Source organism: Ideonella sp. FW305-24, assembly GCF_058788035.1.
Genome location: NZ_JBYTAI010000017.1, coordinates 1 through 18,774, shown reverse-complemented (window position 1 = coordinate 18,774; position 18,774 = coordinate 1). Strand labels below are relative to the sequence as shown.

The 18,774-nt window shown below is 66.7% G+C and carries 11 protein-coding genes; 3 read left to right on the top strand and 8 right to left on the bottom strand.

Going from position 1 to position 18,774, the window contains the following annotated elements; translation table 11 throughout:
- Positions 1-69 precede the first annotated feature (69 nt).
- Entirely contained in the window at positions 70-1,164 is a 1,095-nt protein-coding gene (gene aroC / locus AC3WR5_RS29510) for a chorismate synthase (protein WP_492489134.1), read from the top strand.
- Between the two features lie 86 nt (positions 1,165-1,250).
- Here the strand turns inward: aroC and AC3WR5_RS29505 are convergent, their stop codons facing one another.
- Together AC3WR5_RS29505 and AC3WR5_RS29500 are read right to left on the bottom strand one after the other, a co-directional pair.
- Complete coding sequence (locus tag AC3WR5_RS29505) at positions 1,251-4,463, bottom strand: efflux RND transporter permease subunit (RefSeq protein ID WP_141289317.1); 3,213 nt, start codon at positions 4,461-4,463, stop codon at positions 1,251-1,253.
- 3 nt (positions 4,464-4,466) lie between these two features.
- Positions 4,467-5,621 (bottom strand): efflux RND transporter periplasmic adaptor subunit, encoded by a 1,155-nt coding sequence (locus AC3WR5_RS29500; RefSeq protein WP_492489131.1) that lies wholly within the window; start codon positions 5,619-5,621, stop codon positions 4,467-4,469.
- 385 nt (positions 5,622-6,006) lie between these two features.
- Here AC3WR5_RS29500 and AC3WR5_RS29495 point away from each other — a divergent pair, with 385 nt between their 5' ends.
- Together AC3WR5_RS29495 and AC3WR5_RS29490 are read left to right on the top strand one after the other, a co-directional pair.
- A complete protein-coding gene (locus AC3WR5_RS29495) occupies positions 6,007-7,188 on the top strand; it encodes an efflux RND transporter periplasmic adaptor subunit (protein WP_492489129.1) in 1,182 nt (393 codons plus the stop codon).
- Positions 7,189-7,211: 23 nt separating this feature from the next.
- A complete protein-coding gene (locus AC3WR5_RS29490; protein ID WP_492489127.1) occupies positions 7,212-10,460 on the top strand; it encodes an efflux RND transporter permease subunit in 3,249 nt (1,082 codons plus the stop codon).
- A gap of 28 nt (positions 10,461-10,488) precedes the next feature.
- Here the strand turns inward: AC3WR5_RS29490 and AC3WR5_RS29485 are convergent, their stop codons facing one another.
- The 6 genes from AC3WR5_RS29485 to AC3WR5_RS29460 all read right to left on the bottom strand — a co-directional run bounded on the left by AC3WR5_RS29485 (position 10,489) and on the right by AC3WR5_RS29460 (position 18,577).
- Positions 10,489-12,819, bottom strand: coding sequence for a methyl-accepting chemotaxis protein (locus AC3WR5_RS29485; RefSeq protein WP_492489125.1), 2,331 nt, complete (start codon positions 12,817-12,819; stop codon positions 10,489-10,491).
- 197 nt (positions 12,820-13,016) lie between these two features.
- Complete coding sequence (locus AC3WR5_RS29480) at positions 13,017-14,264, bottom strand: AGE family epimerase/isomerase (protein ID WP_492489123.1); 1,248 nt, start codon at positions 14,262-14,264, stop codon at positions 13,017-13,019.
- Between the two features lie 98 nt (positions 14,265-14,362).
- A complete protein-coding gene (locus AC3WR5_RS29475; RefSeq protein ID WP_231012981.1) occupies positions 14,363-15,439 on the bottom strand; it encodes an ABC transporter ATP-binding protein in 1,077 nt (358 codons plus the stop codon).
- Between the two features lie 18 nt (positions 15,440-15,457).
- Positions 15,458-16,333 (bottom strand): carbohydrate ABC transporter permease, encoded by an 876-nt coding sequence (locus AC3WR5_RS29470; RefSeq protein WP_492489121.1) that lies wholly within the window; start codon positions 16,331-16,333, stop codon positions 15,458-15,460.
- Positions 16,330-17,208 carry a carbohydrate ABC transporter permease gene (locus tag AC3WR5_RS29465; protein ID WP_231012979.1) on the bottom strand — a complete coding sequence of 293 codons (879 nt, stop codon included), beginning with the start codon at positions 17,206-17,208 and terminating at the stop codon, positions 16,330-16,332. Before AC3WR5_RS29465 ends, AC3WR5_RS29470 begins: the two co-directional genes overlap by 4 nt.
- A 127-nt stretch (positions 17,209-17,335) precedes the next feature.
- The gene (locus AC3WR5_RS29460; protein WP_231013015.1) at positions 17,336-18,577 is read right to left on the bottom strand and encodes an ABC transporter substrate-binding protein; all 1,242 of its coding nucleotides are present in this window, start codon (positions 18,575-18,577) and stop codon (positions 17,336-17,338) included.
- Between the last annotated feature and the right edge of the window lie 197 nt (positions 18,578-18,774).

Genomic DNA, 18,774 nt, shown 5'->3' with positions numbered 1-18,774 from the left:
GCCCGTAAAATCGAGGCCTTTTCCCACCTTGCATCGTGTGCGGGCCTGCTGGCCGGCCACGACCTTCGCATGTCTGGCAGCACCCTCGGCGAACTCTTCCGTGTCACCAATTTCGGCGAAAGCCACGGCCCGGCCATTGGCTGCGTGATCGACGGCTGCCCGCCTGGCATGCTGCTGTCCGAGGCCGACATCCAGCCCGAGCTGGATCGCCGCCGCCCGGGCACCTCGCGCCACGTCACCCAGCGCAACGAGGCCGATGCGGTGGAAATCCTGTCCGGCGTCTACGAAGGCCGGACCACCGGCACGCCGATCTGCCTGTTGATCCGCAACACAGACCAGCGCAGCAAGGACTACGGCAACATTGCCCAGACCTTCCGCCCCGGCCACGCCGACTACACCTATTGGCACAAGTACGGCATCCGCGATCCGCGGGGCGGTGGCCGCAGTTCGGCCCGCTTGACGGCACCGACCGTGGCCGCCGGCGCGGTGGCCCGCAAATGGCTGGCCGAGCAGCATGGTGTGTCGCTGCGCGGCTGCATGACGGCGATTGGCGAGATCGACATTCCGCGCGACGACTGGACCCAGGTCGACCAGAACCCGTTTTTCGCTGCCACCGCGAGCAAGACGGCCGAGCTGGAGGCCTACATGGACGCGCTGCGCAAGTCCGGCGACTCGGTCGGCGCGCGGCTGTATGTGGAAGCCAGCGGCGTGCCGGTGGGCCTGGGCGAGCCGCTGTATGACCGGCTGGACGCCGACATTGCCCACGCGATGATGGGCCTGAATGCCGTCAAGGGCGTGGAGATCGGTGCTGGTTTCGACAGCGTGCGCCAGCGTGGCAGCGAGCATGGCGACGAGCTGACGCCCGAAGGCTTTGCCAGCAACCACGCCGGCGGCGTGCTGGGCGGCATCTCCACCGGGCAGGACATCACGGTGAACCTGGCGATCAAGCCGACCAGTTCGATCCGCACCCCGCGCCGCTCCATCGACCTGGCCGGCACGCCGGCCACTGTCGAGACCTTCGGCCGCCACGATCCTTGCGTCGGCATCCGCGCCACGCCGATTGCCGAGGCGCTGCTGGCGCTGGTGCTGATCGACCACGTCATGCGCCACCGCGCGCAGTGTGGCGACGTGCACGTCGCCACACCGGACATCGCCCGCGGCTGAACTCGGGGGCGACCGGCCAGAAAAAACGGCGCCTGATCCAGGCGCCGTTTTGCGTTTGGAGGGCAGGCCGCCATGGCCTGCGTGCTTCAGACCGGTTGGCGGTAGTCGACCGTCTTCGGCCCGGTGATGCGATGGAACACCCACACCAGGCAGCGCCAGCTGAAGCGCAGCCAGGTCAGGGTCGCCAGAGTCTCCAGGAAGGTCACGATGCCGGCAAAGATGACCGGCCAGCGAGCCGCCCGCGCATGGAACTTCAGTCCGGCGTTGGCCGTCTTCAGCTCGATGGTGTCGTACAGGCAGGGCACGACCAGCAGCGTCAGGAAGGTCGAGGTGATGGTGCCGCCGATGATGGCCACGGCCATCGGCCGGTAGAACTCGCCGCCTTCGCCGACCCCGATGGCCACCGGCAGCATGCCGGCGATCAGCGCGAAAGTGGTCATCAGGATGGGCCGCAGCCGCCGCTGGCCGGCAATGTGCAGTGCATCCTCGCGGGCCATGCCTTCGGCTTCGCGCGCCCGCGCGGCGTCCAGCAGCAGGATGGCATTTTTCGCCACCAGGCCGACCAGCATGATGATGCCGATGAAGCTCATCAGGTTCAGCGTGCTGTGCGACAGCAGCAGTGCCAGCACCACGCCGATGGAGGTGCCCGGCAGCGACAGCATCACCGGGATCGGCGCGGTGAACGAACCGAACTGGATCACCAGCACCAGGTACATCAGCGCAATGCCCATGATCAGCGCGAACAGCATGCGCGAGAACACTTCCTGCTGGTCCTTGGAGGCACCGGCCAGTTCCAGGCCGTAGCCATTGGGGAAGGTGATGGACTTGGCCAGCTTCAACGCGTCGGCCGTGACTTCGCCGGACGAACGGCCTTGTGCATTGGCCGTGACGGCCATCATGCGCTTGGTGTCCGAGTGCTGGATCTGCGACGGGCCCTTGCCGGTCGAGATGGTCGCGATCTGGTCCAGCGGCACCACCATGCTGCTGTTGCCCACGGCCACCGGCAGGCGCTCGATGTTGCTGGCGTCCACCCGGTCGTTGGGGTGCAGGCGCACCGCGACATCGCGGGTTTCGCCTGTCGGGTCCACCCAGTCGCCCACCTCCACACCGGCAAACGCGACCCGCAGCGCCTGCGCCGCGTCGTTGACCGAAATGCCCAGCTGGTTGGCCAGACCACGGTCCAGCTCGATCTTCAGTTCGTTCTGCGGATCCTGCTCCGACAGCCCGATGTCCACTGCGCCGGGCACGCCGTGCAGCTTGTCCATGAAGTCGCTGGTGATGCTTTGCAGCGTGCGCGAATCGGCGCCATGGAAGCGGATCTGCACCGGCTTTTGCGCGCCGTTGTTCAGGTCTTCCAGCACCACGTATTCAGCACCGACCAGGCGCGCCACCTTCTTGCGCAGTTCCTCGGCAACCTCGACGCCCGAGCGCTTGCGCTCGGTGCTCTTGCCGATGTCCACGTAGATGCGGCCGCCATTGACGTTGATGTAGCTGTTGGTCGCCTTGGTCTCCGGCATGCTGCGCGCCAGCTCGGCTGCAGCCTCCAGCTTCAGCCGCGAGTATTCGAGGCTGCTGCTGGGGGGCGTGCGCACCTGGATGGCGAGCGTGCCCCAGTCGCCCGTGGGCAGGAAGCTGGAGCCGCCGAACTTGCTGAAAAGCCCCAGCGACGCCACCAGGGTCAGCAGCGCCAGGAAATAGATCCACGCGCGGTGGTGCAAGGCCCAGTCGATGACCTTGCCGTAGCGGCTGGCCTGGTGGTCGAACCAGTGGTTGAAGCTGGCCAACACCTTGCTGATGCCACGCTTGGGCGCGTCATGGTGTCCGGGCGGGTCGCCCCAGAAGGCCGACAGCATCGGGTCCAGCGTGAACGAGATGAACAGGCTGACGATCACCGAGGCGACGACCGTCAAGCCGAACGGGCGGAACCACTGGCCCGAGATGCCCGGCATGAAAGCCACCGGCACGAAGACGGCGACGATGGAGAACGTGGTCGCGGCGACCGCCAGGCCGATCTCGGCCGTGCCGTTCAGCGCCGCGGTGCGCCTGTCCTCGCCCATTTCCATGTGGCGCACGATGTTCTCGCGCACCACGATCGCATCATCGATCAACACCCCGATGGCCAGCGACAGGCCCAGCAGGCTCATGAAGTTCAGCGTGAAGCCGCACAGCCAGACGGCGATGAAGGCGGCGATCACCGAGGTCGGCAGGCTGAGCGCGGTGATCAGCGTCGAGCGCCAGGAGTTCAGGAACATGTAGACCACGAAGATGGTCAGGCCGGCGCCGAAGATCAGCGCGTGAACGACGTTGTTCAGGCTGTTCTCCGCGTCCTTGCCGCCGTCCTGTGTCACTTCGAGCTTGGTGCCTTCGGGCAGGGTCTTGTTGATCTCGCCCACCAGCTTGCGCACTTCGTTGGCCACGCCCACGGTGCTCGAGTCCCGTGCGCGGGTGACCGAGATGCCGACGTTGTTGCGGCCGTTTCGCATTGAGTGGGTCACCAGCTCGGCAAAGCCGTCGTTGATCTCGGCCACCTGGCCCAGGCGCACCGTCTGGTCCGCGCTGCGCTTGATGACGACCTGCTCGAAGCCGGCCGGTGACTCGATGCGGCCGACCAGCCGGATGCTCTGGTCTTCCAGCGTGCCGCGCACCTTGCCGACCGGCGCGGTGGCGTTCTGCACCCGCAGCGCGTTGACGACGTCGGCCACCGAGACATTGAACTCGCGCAGCTTCTCGGCATGCAGCAGCACCGACAGCTCGCGCTGCAGCCCGCCATTGATCTCCACCACCGCCACGCCGGACACGCCGCGGAAGCGGTCCGCCAGGTCGTCGTCCGCCAGCTGCGAGATCTGGGCATGCGTCATCGTGGATGACGACAGGGCCATCTGCATGATGGGCTGGGCGCCGGGGTCCACCCGCTCCAGCACCGGCTCGCGCATTTCGGAGGGCAGCTTGTAGCGCACCGTGGCAATCGCGTTGCGCACCTCGTCGGAGGCTTCGATCAGGTTCTTGGTGAACTCGAATTCGATGACGATCTGCGCCGAACTCTCATTCGCCGTGGAGCGAACTTCCTTGACGCCGCTGATGCTTTGCAGCGCCTTCTCGATGCGGTTGATGATTTCGCGCTCTACCGTGTCCGGCGAGGCGCCGGGGTAGTCGATGCTGATCACCAGCACCGGCGGCTCCACGTCCGGCATCTGGTTGACGCGCAGTTGCTTCAGGGCCATCAGCCCCATCGCCATCAGGCTGATGATGATGACGATGGTCGCGATCGGCCGCTTGATGCTGAAGTCGGAAAGAAACATCGGTCACCCCTTGCTGGGTTGCGAAGCGGTGGACGCGGCCGCCGCCGCACGCTCCACCTTCTGGCCGTTGACCAGCGTAGAGCCGGGGTGGCGCAGGACCTCGTCGCCGTCGGCAAGGCCGGAAGCCACCGGGTATTCGCCGCTGCGCACGTCGCGCTGGCCAACCTTCACCGGCACCTTGGCCAGCGTGTTGTTGCGCACACGCCAGACGCTGGTGGCATCGCCTTCGCGCACCAGCGAGGCTTCCGGCAGCATCAACGCGGCACTTTCGCCGGTCAGCACCCGACCCTCGGCATACAGCCCGGCCACACGCGGCTGCTTGTCGCCGGTGAGTGCCACCAGCACCTCCACCTGGCGGGTGGTGGCATTGGCCGAGGCGTCCACGCGGCGCACCTTGCCCTGGAAGTCCACGCCCGGGTAGCCGTTGATGCGGAAGACGACCTGCTGGCCGGGCTGCAGTTCGTGCACCCGGTCGGCCGAGACCAGGCCCTCGAAGCGCATGCTCGCCGGGTCGATCACCTTGATCAGCTCCTTGCCGATCTGGGCCGTGTCGCCGGCCGAGACCTTGCGGTCGCTGACCACGCCGTCGAACGGCGCCCGCACCTCGGTGCGCTGCAACTGCTGGCGGGCGGTGACCACACGGGCGTTGGCCGCCACGCGGTCGCTCTGCGAGTTGTTGCGGCGAATCTCGGCGTCCTCTGCCGCCTGGATCGAGCTCATGCCCTGGGCCTGCAGCGTCTTGAGGCGTTGGTACTGGCGCTCGGCCTGCTCGAAGCTCTGGTTGGCGGCGCGCTCGGCTTCTTCGGCCGAACGCAGGCTGTCGCGGATGGAGGTGTCGTCCAGCCGCACCAGCAGGTCGCCGCGCTTGACCTGCTCGCCGTTGTCACGCACCACCTGCAGCACCACGGCGGCCACTTCGGCACGCAGGTCGGCCTTGCGTTCGGGCTCGACCGAGCCTGTGATGACCGCGCCGGAGGCCTGGGTGCCGGTGCGGATGGGCCGCAGGTCTTCCGGCGCCAGCAGCAGCACCGGGCTGGACGCCGCGCCGGCCGCAGCGGTGGCCGAAGCCGGGCTTGCCGGGGCGGCCGGGCCGCTGCCTTTGTTGCAGGCGGCCAGCAGGCTGGTGGCAATCACCACGGGCAGGACGATGAGACGCATCGGTCGACTCCTCAGGATCTGTTCTGTAGGCGGGCCACGCTTCGTGGGCGGGCACCGCAAGGTGCGAAAAAAGTGGCGCGAGCTTATCTCGACCATGAAGTTTTGCAGCCCCCTCTTGCGACAAATCGACGCCAGGCGGTGATGAAGCGCAGATGGCACGCGTGGACGGCAGCCGGCCTTGATGCGCTGCAGCATGTTCGCCAACGCTTTGGCGTTCGGCGGCGCCCGGTGCATGGGCTCGCGCAGGGCACCGCCGTTCGTCCGTCACCGCTGCAGTTCGTCAGCCGGCGCAACGGCTCGTCGCGCCGCCACTTGAAGCCGCGAACCCCAGACCTACACTGCGGCCGCTCCAGCACAGGGCTGGTCCAAACAAGCAGGTGACGACATGGAAAAGCGCAGGGTGGTGATAGGGGGTGTGGTGGCCGTGTTGGTGCTGGGCTCGGTGGGCGGCGTGGTCGCCATGCGCAAGGGTGGCGGGCATGGCGACAGCGCCAAGGCGCCGGAAAAGCCGCTGGCCTTCACAGCGCGCGAGGTGGTGCGCCCGCAGGCGCTGGCGCTGCCGGCCAATGTCAGCTTCTCCGGCCCGCTGGTGGCGCCGAACACGGTGGTGGTGCGCGCCAAGGCGGCCGGCACGCTGGTCAACCTGCAGGTGGCCGAAGGCAGCCGGGTGACGGCCGGCCAGCGCCTGGGGGTGATCGACCTGGCCGAGCTGAATGCCCGCATGAACGAGCGCGAGGCCAACGCCGAAGCGGCGCGCGCCACCATGGTCCAGGCCGAGCGTACGCACACCTCCAACCTGCGCCTGGCCGAGCAGCACTTCATCTCGCCCAACGCGGCTGACGCCTCCAAGGCCGCACTGGACACCGCTCGCGCCCAGTACACCGCTGCGCAGGCCCAGGTCGAGACGGTGCACATCCTGCAGCGCGACGCGGCGCTGGTGGCGCCGATCTCCGGCATCGTCGCCAAGCGGCATGCGCTGCCGGGCGAAAAGGTGGCGGCCGAGCAGCAGTTGCTGACCATCGTCGACCTGCGCACGCTGGAAATGGCGGGCAGCGTCGGCACGCATGAGGTGTCGCAGCTGCGGCCCGGCATGCAGGTGACGCTGCAGGTCGAAGGCCTGGCCGAGCCGATGCAGGGCACGCTGGCGCGCATTGCGCCTGCCGCCGAGGTCGGCACGCGCTCGATTGGCGTCACGGTCACGCTGGCCAACCCCAAGGAAGTGCTGCGGGCAGGGCAGTTCGCCAGCGCCCGGGTGATGCTGCCGGCTGGCGAACCGAAGCTGACGGTGCCGGTCACCGCCATTGCCTCTGCTTCCGGGCAGGACTACGTCTGGACGCTGGAGGCCGGCAAGCTGATGCGCCGCACCATCGTCACCGGCCGGCGGGATGCCGAGCGCGGCCTGGTCGAGGTGGCAGAAGGCCTGCCGGCCGGCGCGCAGGTGCTGGGCGCCCGCTTCGACAACCTGCGCGAAGGCGCGGCAGCGGTGATTGCCAGCGACCCGGCGAGCGCCACCGCGACGCGGGCAGCCCTGGCGGCGCCGGCCGCTTCGGCACCGCGCGCACTCTGAACATCCCCTGAAGGACCTGCATCATGTGGATGACCCGCGTCGCCATCACCAACCCCGTGTTTGCTGCCATGGTCATGGTGGCGCTGTGTGTGCTGGGGCTGTTTTCCTACCAGCGGCTGGGCGTGGAGCAGATGCCCGACGTTGCCCCGCCGGTGGTCTTCATCCAGATCGCCTACCCAGGTGCTTCGCCGGCCGCGGTCGAGACCGAGATCACCAAACCGGTGGAGTCGGCCGTGAACGCCATTGCCGGCGTCAAGATGATCCGCTCCAACAGCCTGGAAGGCCGCAGCGAGACGGTGATCGAGTTCAGCCTGGACGCCGACATCAACCAGGCCACGCAGGACGTGCGCGACAAGATGTCCGCCGTACAAGCCGGCCTGCCCAAGGACGCCAAGCCCCCGTTCATCGGCCATTTCGACAACGACAACGCCCAGCCCACCGTGGTGCTGGCGCTCATCGCCCATGACCGCAGCGAACGCGAGCTGTCGCTGATTGCCGACCAGACGGTGGTCAAGCGCCTGGAGCGCAGCGAAGGCGTGGCCCGCGTCGTGGCCAACGGCCTGAACGTGCGCCAGGTGCGCATCGACCTGGATGCCGCCCGCCTGCGCGCCGCCGGCCTGACACCGGCCGACGTGGCCACTGCGCTGCAGCGCGCCAATGCCGACGAACCGGTCGGTCTGGTGACCAACGGCACGGCAGACGCCATCGTGCGCGTCGAAGGCCGGGTGCGGGACCCGAAGGACTTCGCCCACATCGTCGTCTCTCGCAACACCAGCAACGGCGTGACCACGCTGGGCGACCTGGGGCAGCTGGTGGAGGCCGACCGCGAGCCGGACGCGATCTCGCGCCTGAACGGCAAGCCAGCCATCAACATCCAGGTCTTCAAGCAGAAGGACGCCAACATCGTGCGCGCCGGCGACGCGATCAAGGAAGCCGTGGCCGACATGCAGCCCGGCCTGCCGCCCGGCGTGGAGCTGAAGGTGGTCTATGCCAACAGCGACTGGGTCAAGAACTCGCTGACCGGCGTGCAGCACACGCTGATCGAAGGTGCGCTGCTCACGGTGGGCATCGTCTTCCTGTTCCTGCACAGCTGGCGCTCGACCATCATCACCGGGCTGACGCTGCCGATCTCGGTGATTGCCAGCTTCATCGCGGTCTACATGTTTGGCTTCACGCTGAACTTCATGACCATGATGGCGCTGAGCCTGTGCATCGGCCTGCTGATCGACGACGCCATCGTCGTGCGCGAGAACATCGTGCGCCATGTGGCGATGGGGCGGGACCACCACAGCGCAGCCCGCATCGGCACCGACGAGATCGGCCTGGCGGTGATGGCGACGACCTTCGCGATCTGCGCGGTGTTCGTGCCGGTGGCCTTCATGAAAGGCATCGTCGGCAAGTTCTTCTTTCCGTTTGGCATCACCGTCACGGTGGCGGTGCTGGTCAGCCTGTTCGTCAGCTTCACGCTGGACCCAATGCTGTCCTCCGTCTGGCCGGACCCACCCGGCGACCGCATCCGCAAGCTGCCGGTGATCCGCCAGCTGATCGGCGGGCTGGACTGGGCGATGGACCACCTGCACGCAATCTACGACCGCCTGATCGTCTGGTCCTTCAGCGGCCGGCGCTACCGGCTGATGCTGCCGCCGGTGCCCGCCTTCGGCCGTCCGTTCGATGCGGCAGGCCAGCGTGACAAGACACTGCCACGCCGGCTACGCTGGGCCACGCTGACGCCGCGCGGCATCGTGGTCGGCCTGGCCGCGTTGAGCTTCGTCGGTGCGATCTTCCTGGTGCCCTTCATCGGCGCCGAGACCATTCCGCAGAACGACCAGGGCTACACGCAGATCCAGGTCAAGCTGCCGGTGGGCAGCAGCCTGGCCCGCTCGGACGACAAGATCCGCCAAGTGGAGGACATCGTGCGCCGCTTCCCGGAGATCGACACGATGAGCACGACCGTGGGTGGCGAAGCCGGGCGCAATGCCGCTGAGATCGGCCTGGGCCTGAAGCCGCGCAAGGAGCGCAAGCGCAGCCAGCAGGAGATCGAGGACGCGATACGCGAGGCGCTGAAGGAGGTGCCGGGCATCGACATCTCGCTGGGCTGGAACCGGCCGATCTTCATCGCCGTGCTGGGCCCGGACCCGACCGTGCTGGACCAGATCACCAACGACCTGTCGACCAAGATCAAGCAGATCAAGGGCGTGACCGACCTGGAAACTTCGGTCAAGCCGGGTGTGCCGGCCTTTGCGGTGCGCATCAAGCCGGACGCCGTGCGCGAACTCGGCCTGTCCACCACCGACCTGGCTGCTTCGCTGCGCACCTTCGTCAACGGCGACGTGGCGACCTACTGGACCACGCCGGACGGCCAGCAGGTGGAGGTGCAGTTGCGCCTGGGCAGCGAATACCGCCAGCAGGTCGCCCAGCTGCGCCAGCTGCCGGTGGCCTATGCCAAGGACGGCACGCCGATCCCGCTGGAGCGCGTGGTCACCATCGAGCCAGTCGAAAACCCGGTGGTCATCAAGCGCCAGAACCTGGAGCGCCGGCAGGCCATCTATGCCGGTGTGGACAAGGCTTCAGGCCGCGCGGTGGGTGACGTGGGTTCGGACGTGCAGAAGCTGGTCAAGGCCACGGTGCTGCCGCCGGGCTACCGCTTCGACGTGGGCGGCCAGACCAAGGAGCAGGGCGAGATTTTCGGCAACATCCTGGCCGCGCTGGGCCTGGCCGTGGTCTTCATCTACATCGTGCTGGCCAGCCAGTTCGGCAGCTTCCTGCAGCCGATCGCCATCATGGCTTCGCTGCCGCTGTCATTGATAGGCGTGATGCTGGCGCTGCTGCTCACCGGCTCGACCATCAACCTGTTTTCTATGATCGGCTTCATCATGCTGATGGGCCTGGTGACCAAAAACGCGATCCTGCTGGTCGACTTTGCCAACCATGCGGTGCGCGCCGGCAAGAGCGTGGCCGAGGCCATCCGCGAAGCCGGCTCCATCCGCCTGCGCCCCATCATCATGACGACGGCCGCGATGGTGTTCGGCATGCTGCCGCTGGCGCTGGCCTTCAACGAAGGCGGCGAACTGCAAGCCCCGATGGGCCGCGCCATCATCGGCGGCGTCATCACCTCCACGCTGCTGACGCTGCTGGTGGTGCCGGTGATCTACAGCTACCTGGTGCGGCCGGAGAAACTGCGGGCTGCGGCTCGGCGGGCGGCTGGCGACCCTGCGATGGCAACGCAAGCGCAGGTCAAGCTGCCCCTGGATGCCGCGGCACCAGAGCTCTGAGATTGGTGCGTGGCCCGGGCGAAGGCGCTCAGTGCCCCTTGACCCGGTACACGCCGCAGCCCAGCAGCAGCTTGGCGTCGATGGCCTGCACGAAGCTGGCTTTGGGCATCACGCTGCCGGTTTCAGGGTTGACGATGTCGTATTCCACCCAGTGGCTGCCTTCGCTGGCTTGCCATGCCTCGCGGGTGAAGCGGTCACCGTCGATGCCCGGCACGTCATGCACCCGCTTGCCATTCATGGCCGGCTTGGCGCCGTGGGTGCGGTAGCGGCCTTCGCGGTCCACGATGAAGACATAGAGGTCGCGGTCCAGGAAGCCGCCGTCCGGCTGGCAGAAGACCTTGGACGCGGCATCCAGGCCGCGCGAATCGATCAGTTTCATGGCCTTGGTGACCATGGCATAGGCTTCGTCCGCGCTGCCTTGCCGCAGCCGGATGGCTGCGACAGCCTCGCCAAGTGCTCCGGCCCTGGACACCAGTTCGGTCGATGCGGTTGCAGACTCCACCACCATCTCTGCGTTCTGGCGGGTGATCTCTTCCATACCGGCAACACTGGCGCTGACCTGGACCAGCCCCTCGCTCTGCACTGCACTTGCCTGTGCGATGGAGCGCAGGCGATGGGAGACGTCGCGTACACCGGCCACGACCGTCTGCAGCGTGCCGCTGACCGACTGGATGCTGGCGACCGAGCTGCCGACCTGGGTGGTGGAGCTGCCGATCAGCTGGCGGATTTCACCGGCCGCTGAAGCGCTGCGCTGCGCCAGCTGGCGGACTTCGGTGGCCACGACGGCAAAGCCACGGCCGGCCTCGCCGGCGCGCGCGGCTTCGACGGCGGCGTTCAGCGCGAGGATGTTGGTCTGGAACGCAATGCCGTCGATCACGCCGATGATTTCGGCCATTCGGCGGGAGCTCGCTTCCAGCTGACCCATGGCCTCCACCGAACTGCGCATCGCATCGCCGCCGGCCTCGGTCTGGTCACGCAGGCGGTCGGTCAGGTGGTCCAGTTCGCGCGAGGCTTCGGCATTGCTGCTCACCGCCTTGCTCAGTTCGCTGACCGTGGCCATGGTCTGCTGCAGGCCGGCGGCCTGTGCATCGGTGCGGGTGGACAGGGCGTCGCTGCTGGCGACTAGCTGCTGGCCCGCCAGGCCGACGCGCACGGCGCTGCTGCGGATCTCCGCCACCATGGACGAGAGCTGGTGGCTCATTTTTTCGACCAGTGCACCGATCTCGGCCACCTCGTCATGCCCTTCGATCCGCACCGAGTGGGCCATGTCGCCGCGCTCCATGGCCGCCACGCCCAGGCGCAAGGCATTCAGGCCGCTGATGAAGCTGGCATACAGCGAAGAGGCCAGGTAGATCCACAGCAACATGCCGAGCGCGCAGGCACCGAGCTGCAGCCAGAGGCTGTACCGCACTGCGTCGATGCGCGCGACCAGCGACGCATCGAGCTTCTCGCTGATCTCATGCTGCAGGGCGACGACTTGTTCGATCGCCTCGGTGCCGGCGGCAAAGTAGGCACCGGGGTCGCCTTCAATCGCGTCGCCAGAGAAAATCTGCTTGACCTGGCTGGCATAGGCATTCGAGCGTTGCTTGGCGGCTTCCCAGTGGCTGGGCATGGGGGCACCGGCGCGTTGCAATGCATCGACTCGAAACTGCATGTCGGCATCGATCGTTGCCAGCGCAGCCGCCCGGCCCAGCACGCGCGCCCTGTCGGCGCCGGTGGCTTCGCCGCGCTTGATCAACGCCGCGCCTTCGCCACGCATCACGCCCAGGTTCTCGGTCCAGGGAATGGTGCGCTCGACGACGATGTCCATCAGGAAGAAGGTCTGGGCCTCGGGGTCGAGCAGCAATGTGGAGCGTTCCCCCGTCAACAGCACCAACTGGCGCAGTGCATCGACGCTGGCGCTGTGCTCGGCGAACAAGGCGGCCCGGTTGGCGCCTGCCGGTGCCGGCTGCGCGAGGGTCTGCAGTGGCTGGCGCAGTGCGTCCCACTCGGTGCGCAACGAGAAAGCGTGCAATTCGCTGACGACGGCATCCACCTCGGTCAGGCCCTGCTGCAAGCGGCCGTGGCTCTCCAGCAGCGCGGCCCGGGCGCCCTCATCGCCACTGAGCACCCGGTTGCTCAGGCCGCGATGGGCCTGGGTTTCGGCCACCAGGTCCGACAGTGCGCGCACCACGCGCACACCTTCACGCTCGGTGTTGGCAAGCTCGACCTCGGCCAGCTTCTGGCGGGCCTGGTTCACCATCACCAGCACCATGGGCACCAGCAACATGGCCGCCATCAGCCCCAGCTTGGTCGGCATGCGCAGTCGGCGCATCAGTCCAATGCCGGGCTGCAGCAGGCGTTTCATGGGCTTCATCATGGTTCTTCTCTCCTGGGCGACGGCGCGAGAGCCGATTCGGGGCTCGCGAATCTTGCCGCGGCCAGCCCCGGTGCAATGCCGGAAAAGAAGGCAGGCAAACGCCTTGCTCGCCGCATTCAGCGGCCCAGGAAGAGCCCGCCAGGGCCGCGCCATGACGTATGCGGAAGCAGACTTCCGCGCGGTGATTTGACGCGGGCTCAGCGCACCAGCGCGTCCAGCACCTCGTGGCAGGCGCCCATGTTGTGATAGTCGACCTTGCCCGCGGGGCTCTTGTCGTCGTTGATCTTGCGGTTCTCGGCGCTCAGGATGCGGAACCAGGCGCCGTGCGTGTGGTCCACGAAATTGGCCCAGGCGTGGCCCCACAGCCGGTCGTACCAGTCCCAGTAGGCACCGTCATGGGTGCGCTGGGCCAGCACCGCAGCAGCGGCCAGCGATTCGGCCTGCACCCAGTGGTATTTCTCGGCGTCACAGACCAGCAGGTGCCGGTCGGTGGAGGGGTTGCCGGCCGGCGCCAGGCCGTAGACCAGGCCGCCGTGGGCACGGTCCCAGCCCTGCAGCGTGGCCACGCCAAACAGCTCCTTGGCCCGTTGCAGCATCCAGCTGCTGTCGTCTTCCGGTTCGCCGAGGTTGCGCTCCAGTTGAAGCAACAGCTTGGCCCATTCGGTCTGGTGGCCGACCTGGAAGCCCCAGGGCCGGAAGATGTTGGTCTTGTCGTGGCGGTTGTATTCCCAGTCGGGCGACCAGTCGGCGTGGTAATGCTCCCAGATCAGGCCGCCGGCATGTTCGGCCAGACGCTGGGTGACCGACTGGGCCAGCTCGGCGGCACGCAGCAGGAACTGCGGCGCCTCGGTTGCCTCGTAGGCGGCCAGCATGGCTTCGCAGGCATGCATGTTGGCGTTCTGGCCCCGGTAGGGCGAAAGCACCCAGTCCGGCGTGGCTTCGTCGGCATACAGCTTGGCGGCAGGCTCCCAGAAGCGCCTTTCCATCAGCTCCGCGGTCTCGAACAGGCCGGTGCGGGCCTCTTCGATGCCGGCGCGCAGCGCCTGTGCATGCGCCAGCAGCACAAAGGCCAGGCCGTAGCAATGGTTGGTCGCGTCCAGCACCTTCTTCTGGCCGCTGTCCCAGTGCAGCAGCCAGGCGTAGCCGCCGGTGGTGGGGTCGCGGTGCACGTCCTGCACGAAGCGCAGCGCGTGGCGGGCGTTGGCCAGCCATTCGGCGGCGCGCGCATGCCCGGGGAAGCGCCTGGCCATGGTCGCATGCGTGATGACGAAGCGCGTGCTGCTGACCAGGTGGCGGGTGTACGGGTCATAGACCCGGCCGTCGTCCTTGTAGAACTGGTACAGGCCGCCGCTGGGGTCCACACAGCGGTCGTCATAGAAGGCCTGCGTCTGCAGCAGGTGTTCCTCCAGGAACTCGGCGCGACGGAAGTCGGGATCTTGCTTCATGGGGTGATGCTAAGTCGGCAAAGGGTGCCAAGCCAAGCCCGTTCCCATGTCCTCGGCACCCCCAGGACGTGGGGCGCAGGGCCACGTCGTTGGCGAGCTCAGGCCAGCCGTTGTTCGCTCTTGGCGTCGAACAGATGGGCGGACAGCGGGGACCATTGCAGCGCAACGGCGTCGCCGACGCGCTGCACCACCTTGCCCGGCACGCGAGCGGTCAACACGCCCAGTGCGGTCTCGACCAGCGCATAGGTTTCCGGGCCGGTGGGCTCCAGCATGCTGATGCGGCCGGGCAGGGCGCCGGTTTGATCGGCGCTGACCAGCGCGATGTCTTCCGGGCGGATGCCGTAGCTGACTTCGTTGGCCGCGCCGGCCGAGATCGAGGCGCGCTGCACCTCGGCCAGCGGCAGGGCCACGCCGCTGGCGGCCAGGCCGGCGGCCGCGCGCTGGGCCGTCATCAGGTTCATGGCCGGGGAGCCGATGAACTCGGCGACGAAGCGGGTCGCCGGGCGGCTGTAGATGTCGTCCGGGGTGCCGAACTGCTGCACCTGGCCGTCCTTCATCACCGCGATGCGGTCGCCCAGCGTCATGGCCTCGACCTGGTCGTGGGTCACGTACACGGTGGTGGTCTGGGTCTTCTGATGCAGGCGCTTGATCTCGGCGCGCATTTCCACACGCAGCTTGGCGTCCAGGTTGGAGAGTGGTTCGTCGAACAGGAACAGCTTGGGGTTGCGTGCCAGGGCGCGGCCCATCGCCACGCGCTGGCGCTGGCCGCCGGAGAGTTGGCCGGGCTTGCGGTCCAGCAGGTGGCCGATCTGCAGCATGCTCGCCACGCGTTGCACCGCGGCTTCGCGTTCGGCCTTGGGCACCTTGCGCATCTCCAGCGCGAAGGCGATGTTCTGCGCCACGCTCATGTTCGGGTAGAGCGCGTAGCTCTGGAACACCATCGCGATGTCGCGGTCCTTGCTGGGCAGGTGGGTGATGTCGCGGTCGCCCAGCAGGATCTTGCCGGTGGTCGGCACGTCCAGGCCGGCGATCATGTTCAGCAGCGTGGATTTCCCGCAGCCCGAGGGGCCGACGAGGATCAGGAATTCGCCGGCTTCGATGTCGATGTCGATGCCCTTGAGGATCTCGACGTTGCCGAAGGTCTTGCGGACCTGTTCAATGGTGAGTGCGCCCATGATGTGCTCTTTTCCTTCTTAGCCTTTGACGGCGCCAGCCGTCAGGCCACGCACGAAATACTTGCCCGCCACGACGTAGACGAACAGCGTGGGCAGCGCAGCAATCAGCGCGGCAGCCATGTCGACGTTGTATTCCTTGACGGAACTGGTGGTGTTGGCGAGGTTGTTCAGACCCACGGTGATGGGCTTGCTGTCCGCGCCGGAGAAGACGACGCCGTACAGGAAGTCGTTCCAGATGTTGGTGAACTGCCAGATCAGCGTCACGACCAGGATGGGCGTGGACAGTGGCAGCACGATGCGCCAGAAGATCTGCCAGAAGTTCGCACCGTCCAGCATCGCGGCCTTGACTAGCTCATCGGGCAGGCCCACGTAATAGTTGCGGAAGAACAGCGTGGTCGACGGGATGCCGGCCAGCACGTGGATCAGCACCAGGCCCCAGATCGAGCTGGCAATGCCCAGCCAGCCCAGGATCTGGCTCATCGGGAGCAGCACGACCTGCATCGGCATGAACACGCCGAACAGCATCAGCGCGAACATCAGTTCGCTGCCGCGGAAACGCCATTTGGACAGCACGTAGCCATTCAGCGACCCAATCAAGGTGGAAACGCCGACAGCCGGCACGACCATCATCACCGAGTTCATGAAAAACGGCTTCAGGCCGCCGCAATCGGTGCCGGTGCATGCGCCGGACCAGGCCTTGGCCCAGGCATCCAGTGTGGGCGACAGGGGCAGCGACAGCAGCGTGCCGTTGCGGATCTCGTCCATGCTCTTCAGCGCGGTCGAGAGCATCACGTACAGGGGGGTCAGGAAGAACAGGGCGAACAGCCCGAGCGCCGTGAAGAGCGCGATGCGGCCCCACGACAGGCGCGGGGCGAGAGAGGACGGCGCGCTCATTTCTTGGTACGGAGTTCAGAGTACAGGTAAGGCACGACGATGGCGGCCACCGTCGCGAGCATGATGGTTGCGCTGGCGGCGCCCAGGCCGATCTGGCCGCGCGAGAAAGCCATCGTGTACATGAAGGTCGCCGGCAGGTCGGTGGCGTAGCCGGGGCCGCCAGCGGTCAGCGCCATCACCAGGTCGAAGCTCTTGATCGCGAGGTGGCTGACCACCATCAACGTGGAGAAGAAGACCGGACGCAGGGTCGGGATGATGATGCGCCAGTAGATGCGCGGCAGGCTCGCACCGTCGACCTGCGCAGCCTTGATGATGGAGTCGTCGATGCTGCGCAGGCCGGCGAGGAAGAGCGCCATCACGAAGCCTGCCGATTGCCAGATGCCGGCAATGGCGACGCAGTAGATGGCCTTGTCCGGGTCGACCAGCCAGCCGAATTCGAAGTTGGTGAAGCCCCATTCGCGCATCAGGTGCTCGATGCCGAGGCCGGGATTCAGGATCCACTTCCACGCGGTGCCGGTGACGATGAAGGACAGCGCCATCGGGTACAGGTAGATGGTGCGCAGCACGCCTTCGGCACGCACCTTCTGGTCCAGCAGGATGGCCAGCAGCAGGCCCAGGGCCATGCCGCCGAAGATGAACAGGCCGCCGAAGATGCCCAGGTTCTTCAGCGCCACCCACCATCGGTCGTTGTCGAACAGCTTGACGTACTGCTCCAGGCCAACGAAGTCGTAATTGGGCAGCAGGCGGGAAGCGGAAAGCGAGAGGTAACCGTTCCAGGCGATCAGCCCATAGATGAAGAAAAACGACAGCACAAACGACGGTGCGATGACCAGTTTGGGCAGCCAGGGTGTGCGCAGGGCGGATGGGGCTGACATGGAGACGGACAGTAGGTCAGAAAAACGACCGCGCCAATGGCGCGGTCGAAACGGCTTGGAAGAACTTCAGCTGACCAAGCCGCCCGGAGACCGGCGAGCGCCATCGCCGGCGCTCACCGCATCACGCTTACTTGGTCTTGGCAGCGCTGGCGATCTTGTCCATCGCTTCCTTGGCGGTCATCTTGTCGGTGTTCCAGAACTGGCTCACGGCGTCCTTGATGGCACCTTCGGCAGCCGACGGCACGGCCATGCCGTGGGCAATCGACGGCACCAGCGCGCCGGTCTTGGCGGTGGAGACGAAGTCAGCCGACGAGGTCTTGGCGCACTCGTCGAACTTGTCCATCTTCACGCCCAGGCGAACCGGGATCGAGCCCTTGTTCAGGCTGAAGGTTTCCTGGAATTCGGGCGACATGATGGCCACGGCCAGGTCCTTCTGGGCCTTGATGTTGGCTTCGTTCTTCAGCTTGAACATCGCGAAGGAGTCGATGTTGAAGGTGTAGGACTTGGCGGTGCCAGGGGCTGCGCTGCAGGAGAAGTCCTTGCCCGGCACCTTGCCGGCTGCCAGGAATTCGCCCTTGGCCCAGTCGCCCATGATCTGCATGCCGGCTTCGCCCTTGATGACCATCGCAGTCGCCAGGTTCCAGTCACGACCCGGGGCGTTCTTGTCGGTGTAGTCCTTGACCTTCTTGAAGGTCGTCAGGACCTTTTCCATGGTCGGGCTGCTCAGCGTCTTCGGATCCAGTTGCACCAGCGCCTTCTTGTAGAAGTCCACGCCGCCGACGCCCAGGGCGACCGCTTCGAAGGTGGTGAAGTCCTGCCAGTTCTGGCCACCGTGCGCGACCGGGATCACGCCAGCCTTCTTCAGGCCTTCGGCGGCGACGAAGAACTCGTCCCAGGTGGTCGGCACTTTGACGCCGGCCTTCTTGAAGACTTCAGGGTTGGACCACAGCCAGTTCACGCGGTGCACGTTGACCGGGGCGGCAATGTAGTGGCCCTGGTACTTCATGACGTCGCTGACGACCTTGGGCAGCACGGCGTCCCAGTTCTCGGCCTTGGCGACGTCGTCCATGTTGGCCAGCACGCCTTCAGCGGCCCACTCCTGCAGCGACGGGCCCTTGATCTGGGCGGCAGCCGGGGCATTGCCCGAAACCACGCGCGACTTCAGCACCGTCATGGCCGAATCGCCACCGCCACCGGCGACTGCGAAGTCCTTCCAGGTGTCGCCCTTGGCTTGCAGCGTGGCCTTCAGCGAGGACACGGCCTTGGCTTCGCCGCCACTGGTCCACCAGTGCAGCACTTCAACTTCACCCGCTTGAGCGGCGGTGGCCACGACGCAGGCGCAGGCCAGCACGACGGCGCTCAGGGGCATTGCACGAAAGCTATTCATCAGACTCTCCAATTTGCGAAGGGCCCGTGCTGCATCCTCACTCAGCAGCACGGGCCTGGAAACAGGGTTCACGCGAGGTTCAGCACGGCCTCGAAACCCGTGTCAGAACCACCATTCGATCTGGGCGCCGAAGCTGTTGCCCGAGGTCTTGTCGTCGAAGGCGGTCTGGCCGGTGACGT

Coding starts and splice junctions, on each gene's coding strand:
- AC3WR5_RS29505 (WP_141289317.1), bottom strand. CDS start 4,463: ATGTTTCTTTCCGACTTCAGCATCAAGCGGCCGATCGCGACCATCGTC.
- AC3WR5_RS29460 (WP_231013015.1), bottom strand. CDS start 18,577: ATGCCCCTGAGCGCCGTCGTGCTGGCCTGCGCCTGCGTCGTGGCCACC.
- AC3WR5_RS29465 (WP_231012979.1), bottom strand. CDS start 17,208: ATGTCAGCCCCATCCGCCCTGCGCACACCCTGGCTGCCCAAACTGGTC.
- AC3WR5_RS29470 (WP_492489121.1), bottom strand. CDS start 16,333: ATGAGCGCGCCGTCCTCTCTCGCCCCGCGCCTGTCGTGGGGCCGCATC.
- AC3WR5_RS29500 (WP_492489131.1), bottom strand. CDS start 5,621: ATGCGTCTCATCGTCCTGCCCGTGGTGATTGCCACCAGCCTGCTGGCC.
- AC3WR5_RS29475 (WP_231012981.1), bottom strand. CDS start 15,439: ATGGGCGCACTCACCATTGAACAGGTCCGCAAGACCTTCGGCAACGTC.
- AC3WR5_RS29495 (WP_492489129.1), top strand. CDS start 6,007: ATGGAAAAGCGCAGGGTGGTGATAGGGGGTGTGGTGGCCGTGTTGGTG.
- AC3WR5_RS29485 (WP_492489125.1), bottom strand. CDS start 12,819: ATGATGAAGCCCATGAAACGCCTGCTGCAGCCCGGCATTGGACTGATG.
- aroC (WP_492489134.1), top strand. CDS start 70: ATGTCTGGCAGCACCCTCGGCGAACTCTTCCGTGTCACCAATTTCGGC.
- AC3WR5_RS29490 (WP_492489127.1), top strand. CDS start 7,212: ATGTGGATGACCCGCGTCGCCATCACCAACCCCGTGTTTGCTGCCATG.
- AC3WR5_RS29480 (WP_492489123.1), bottom strand. CDS start 14,264: ATGAAGCAAGATCCCGACTTCCGTCGCGCCGAGTTCCTGGAGGAACAC.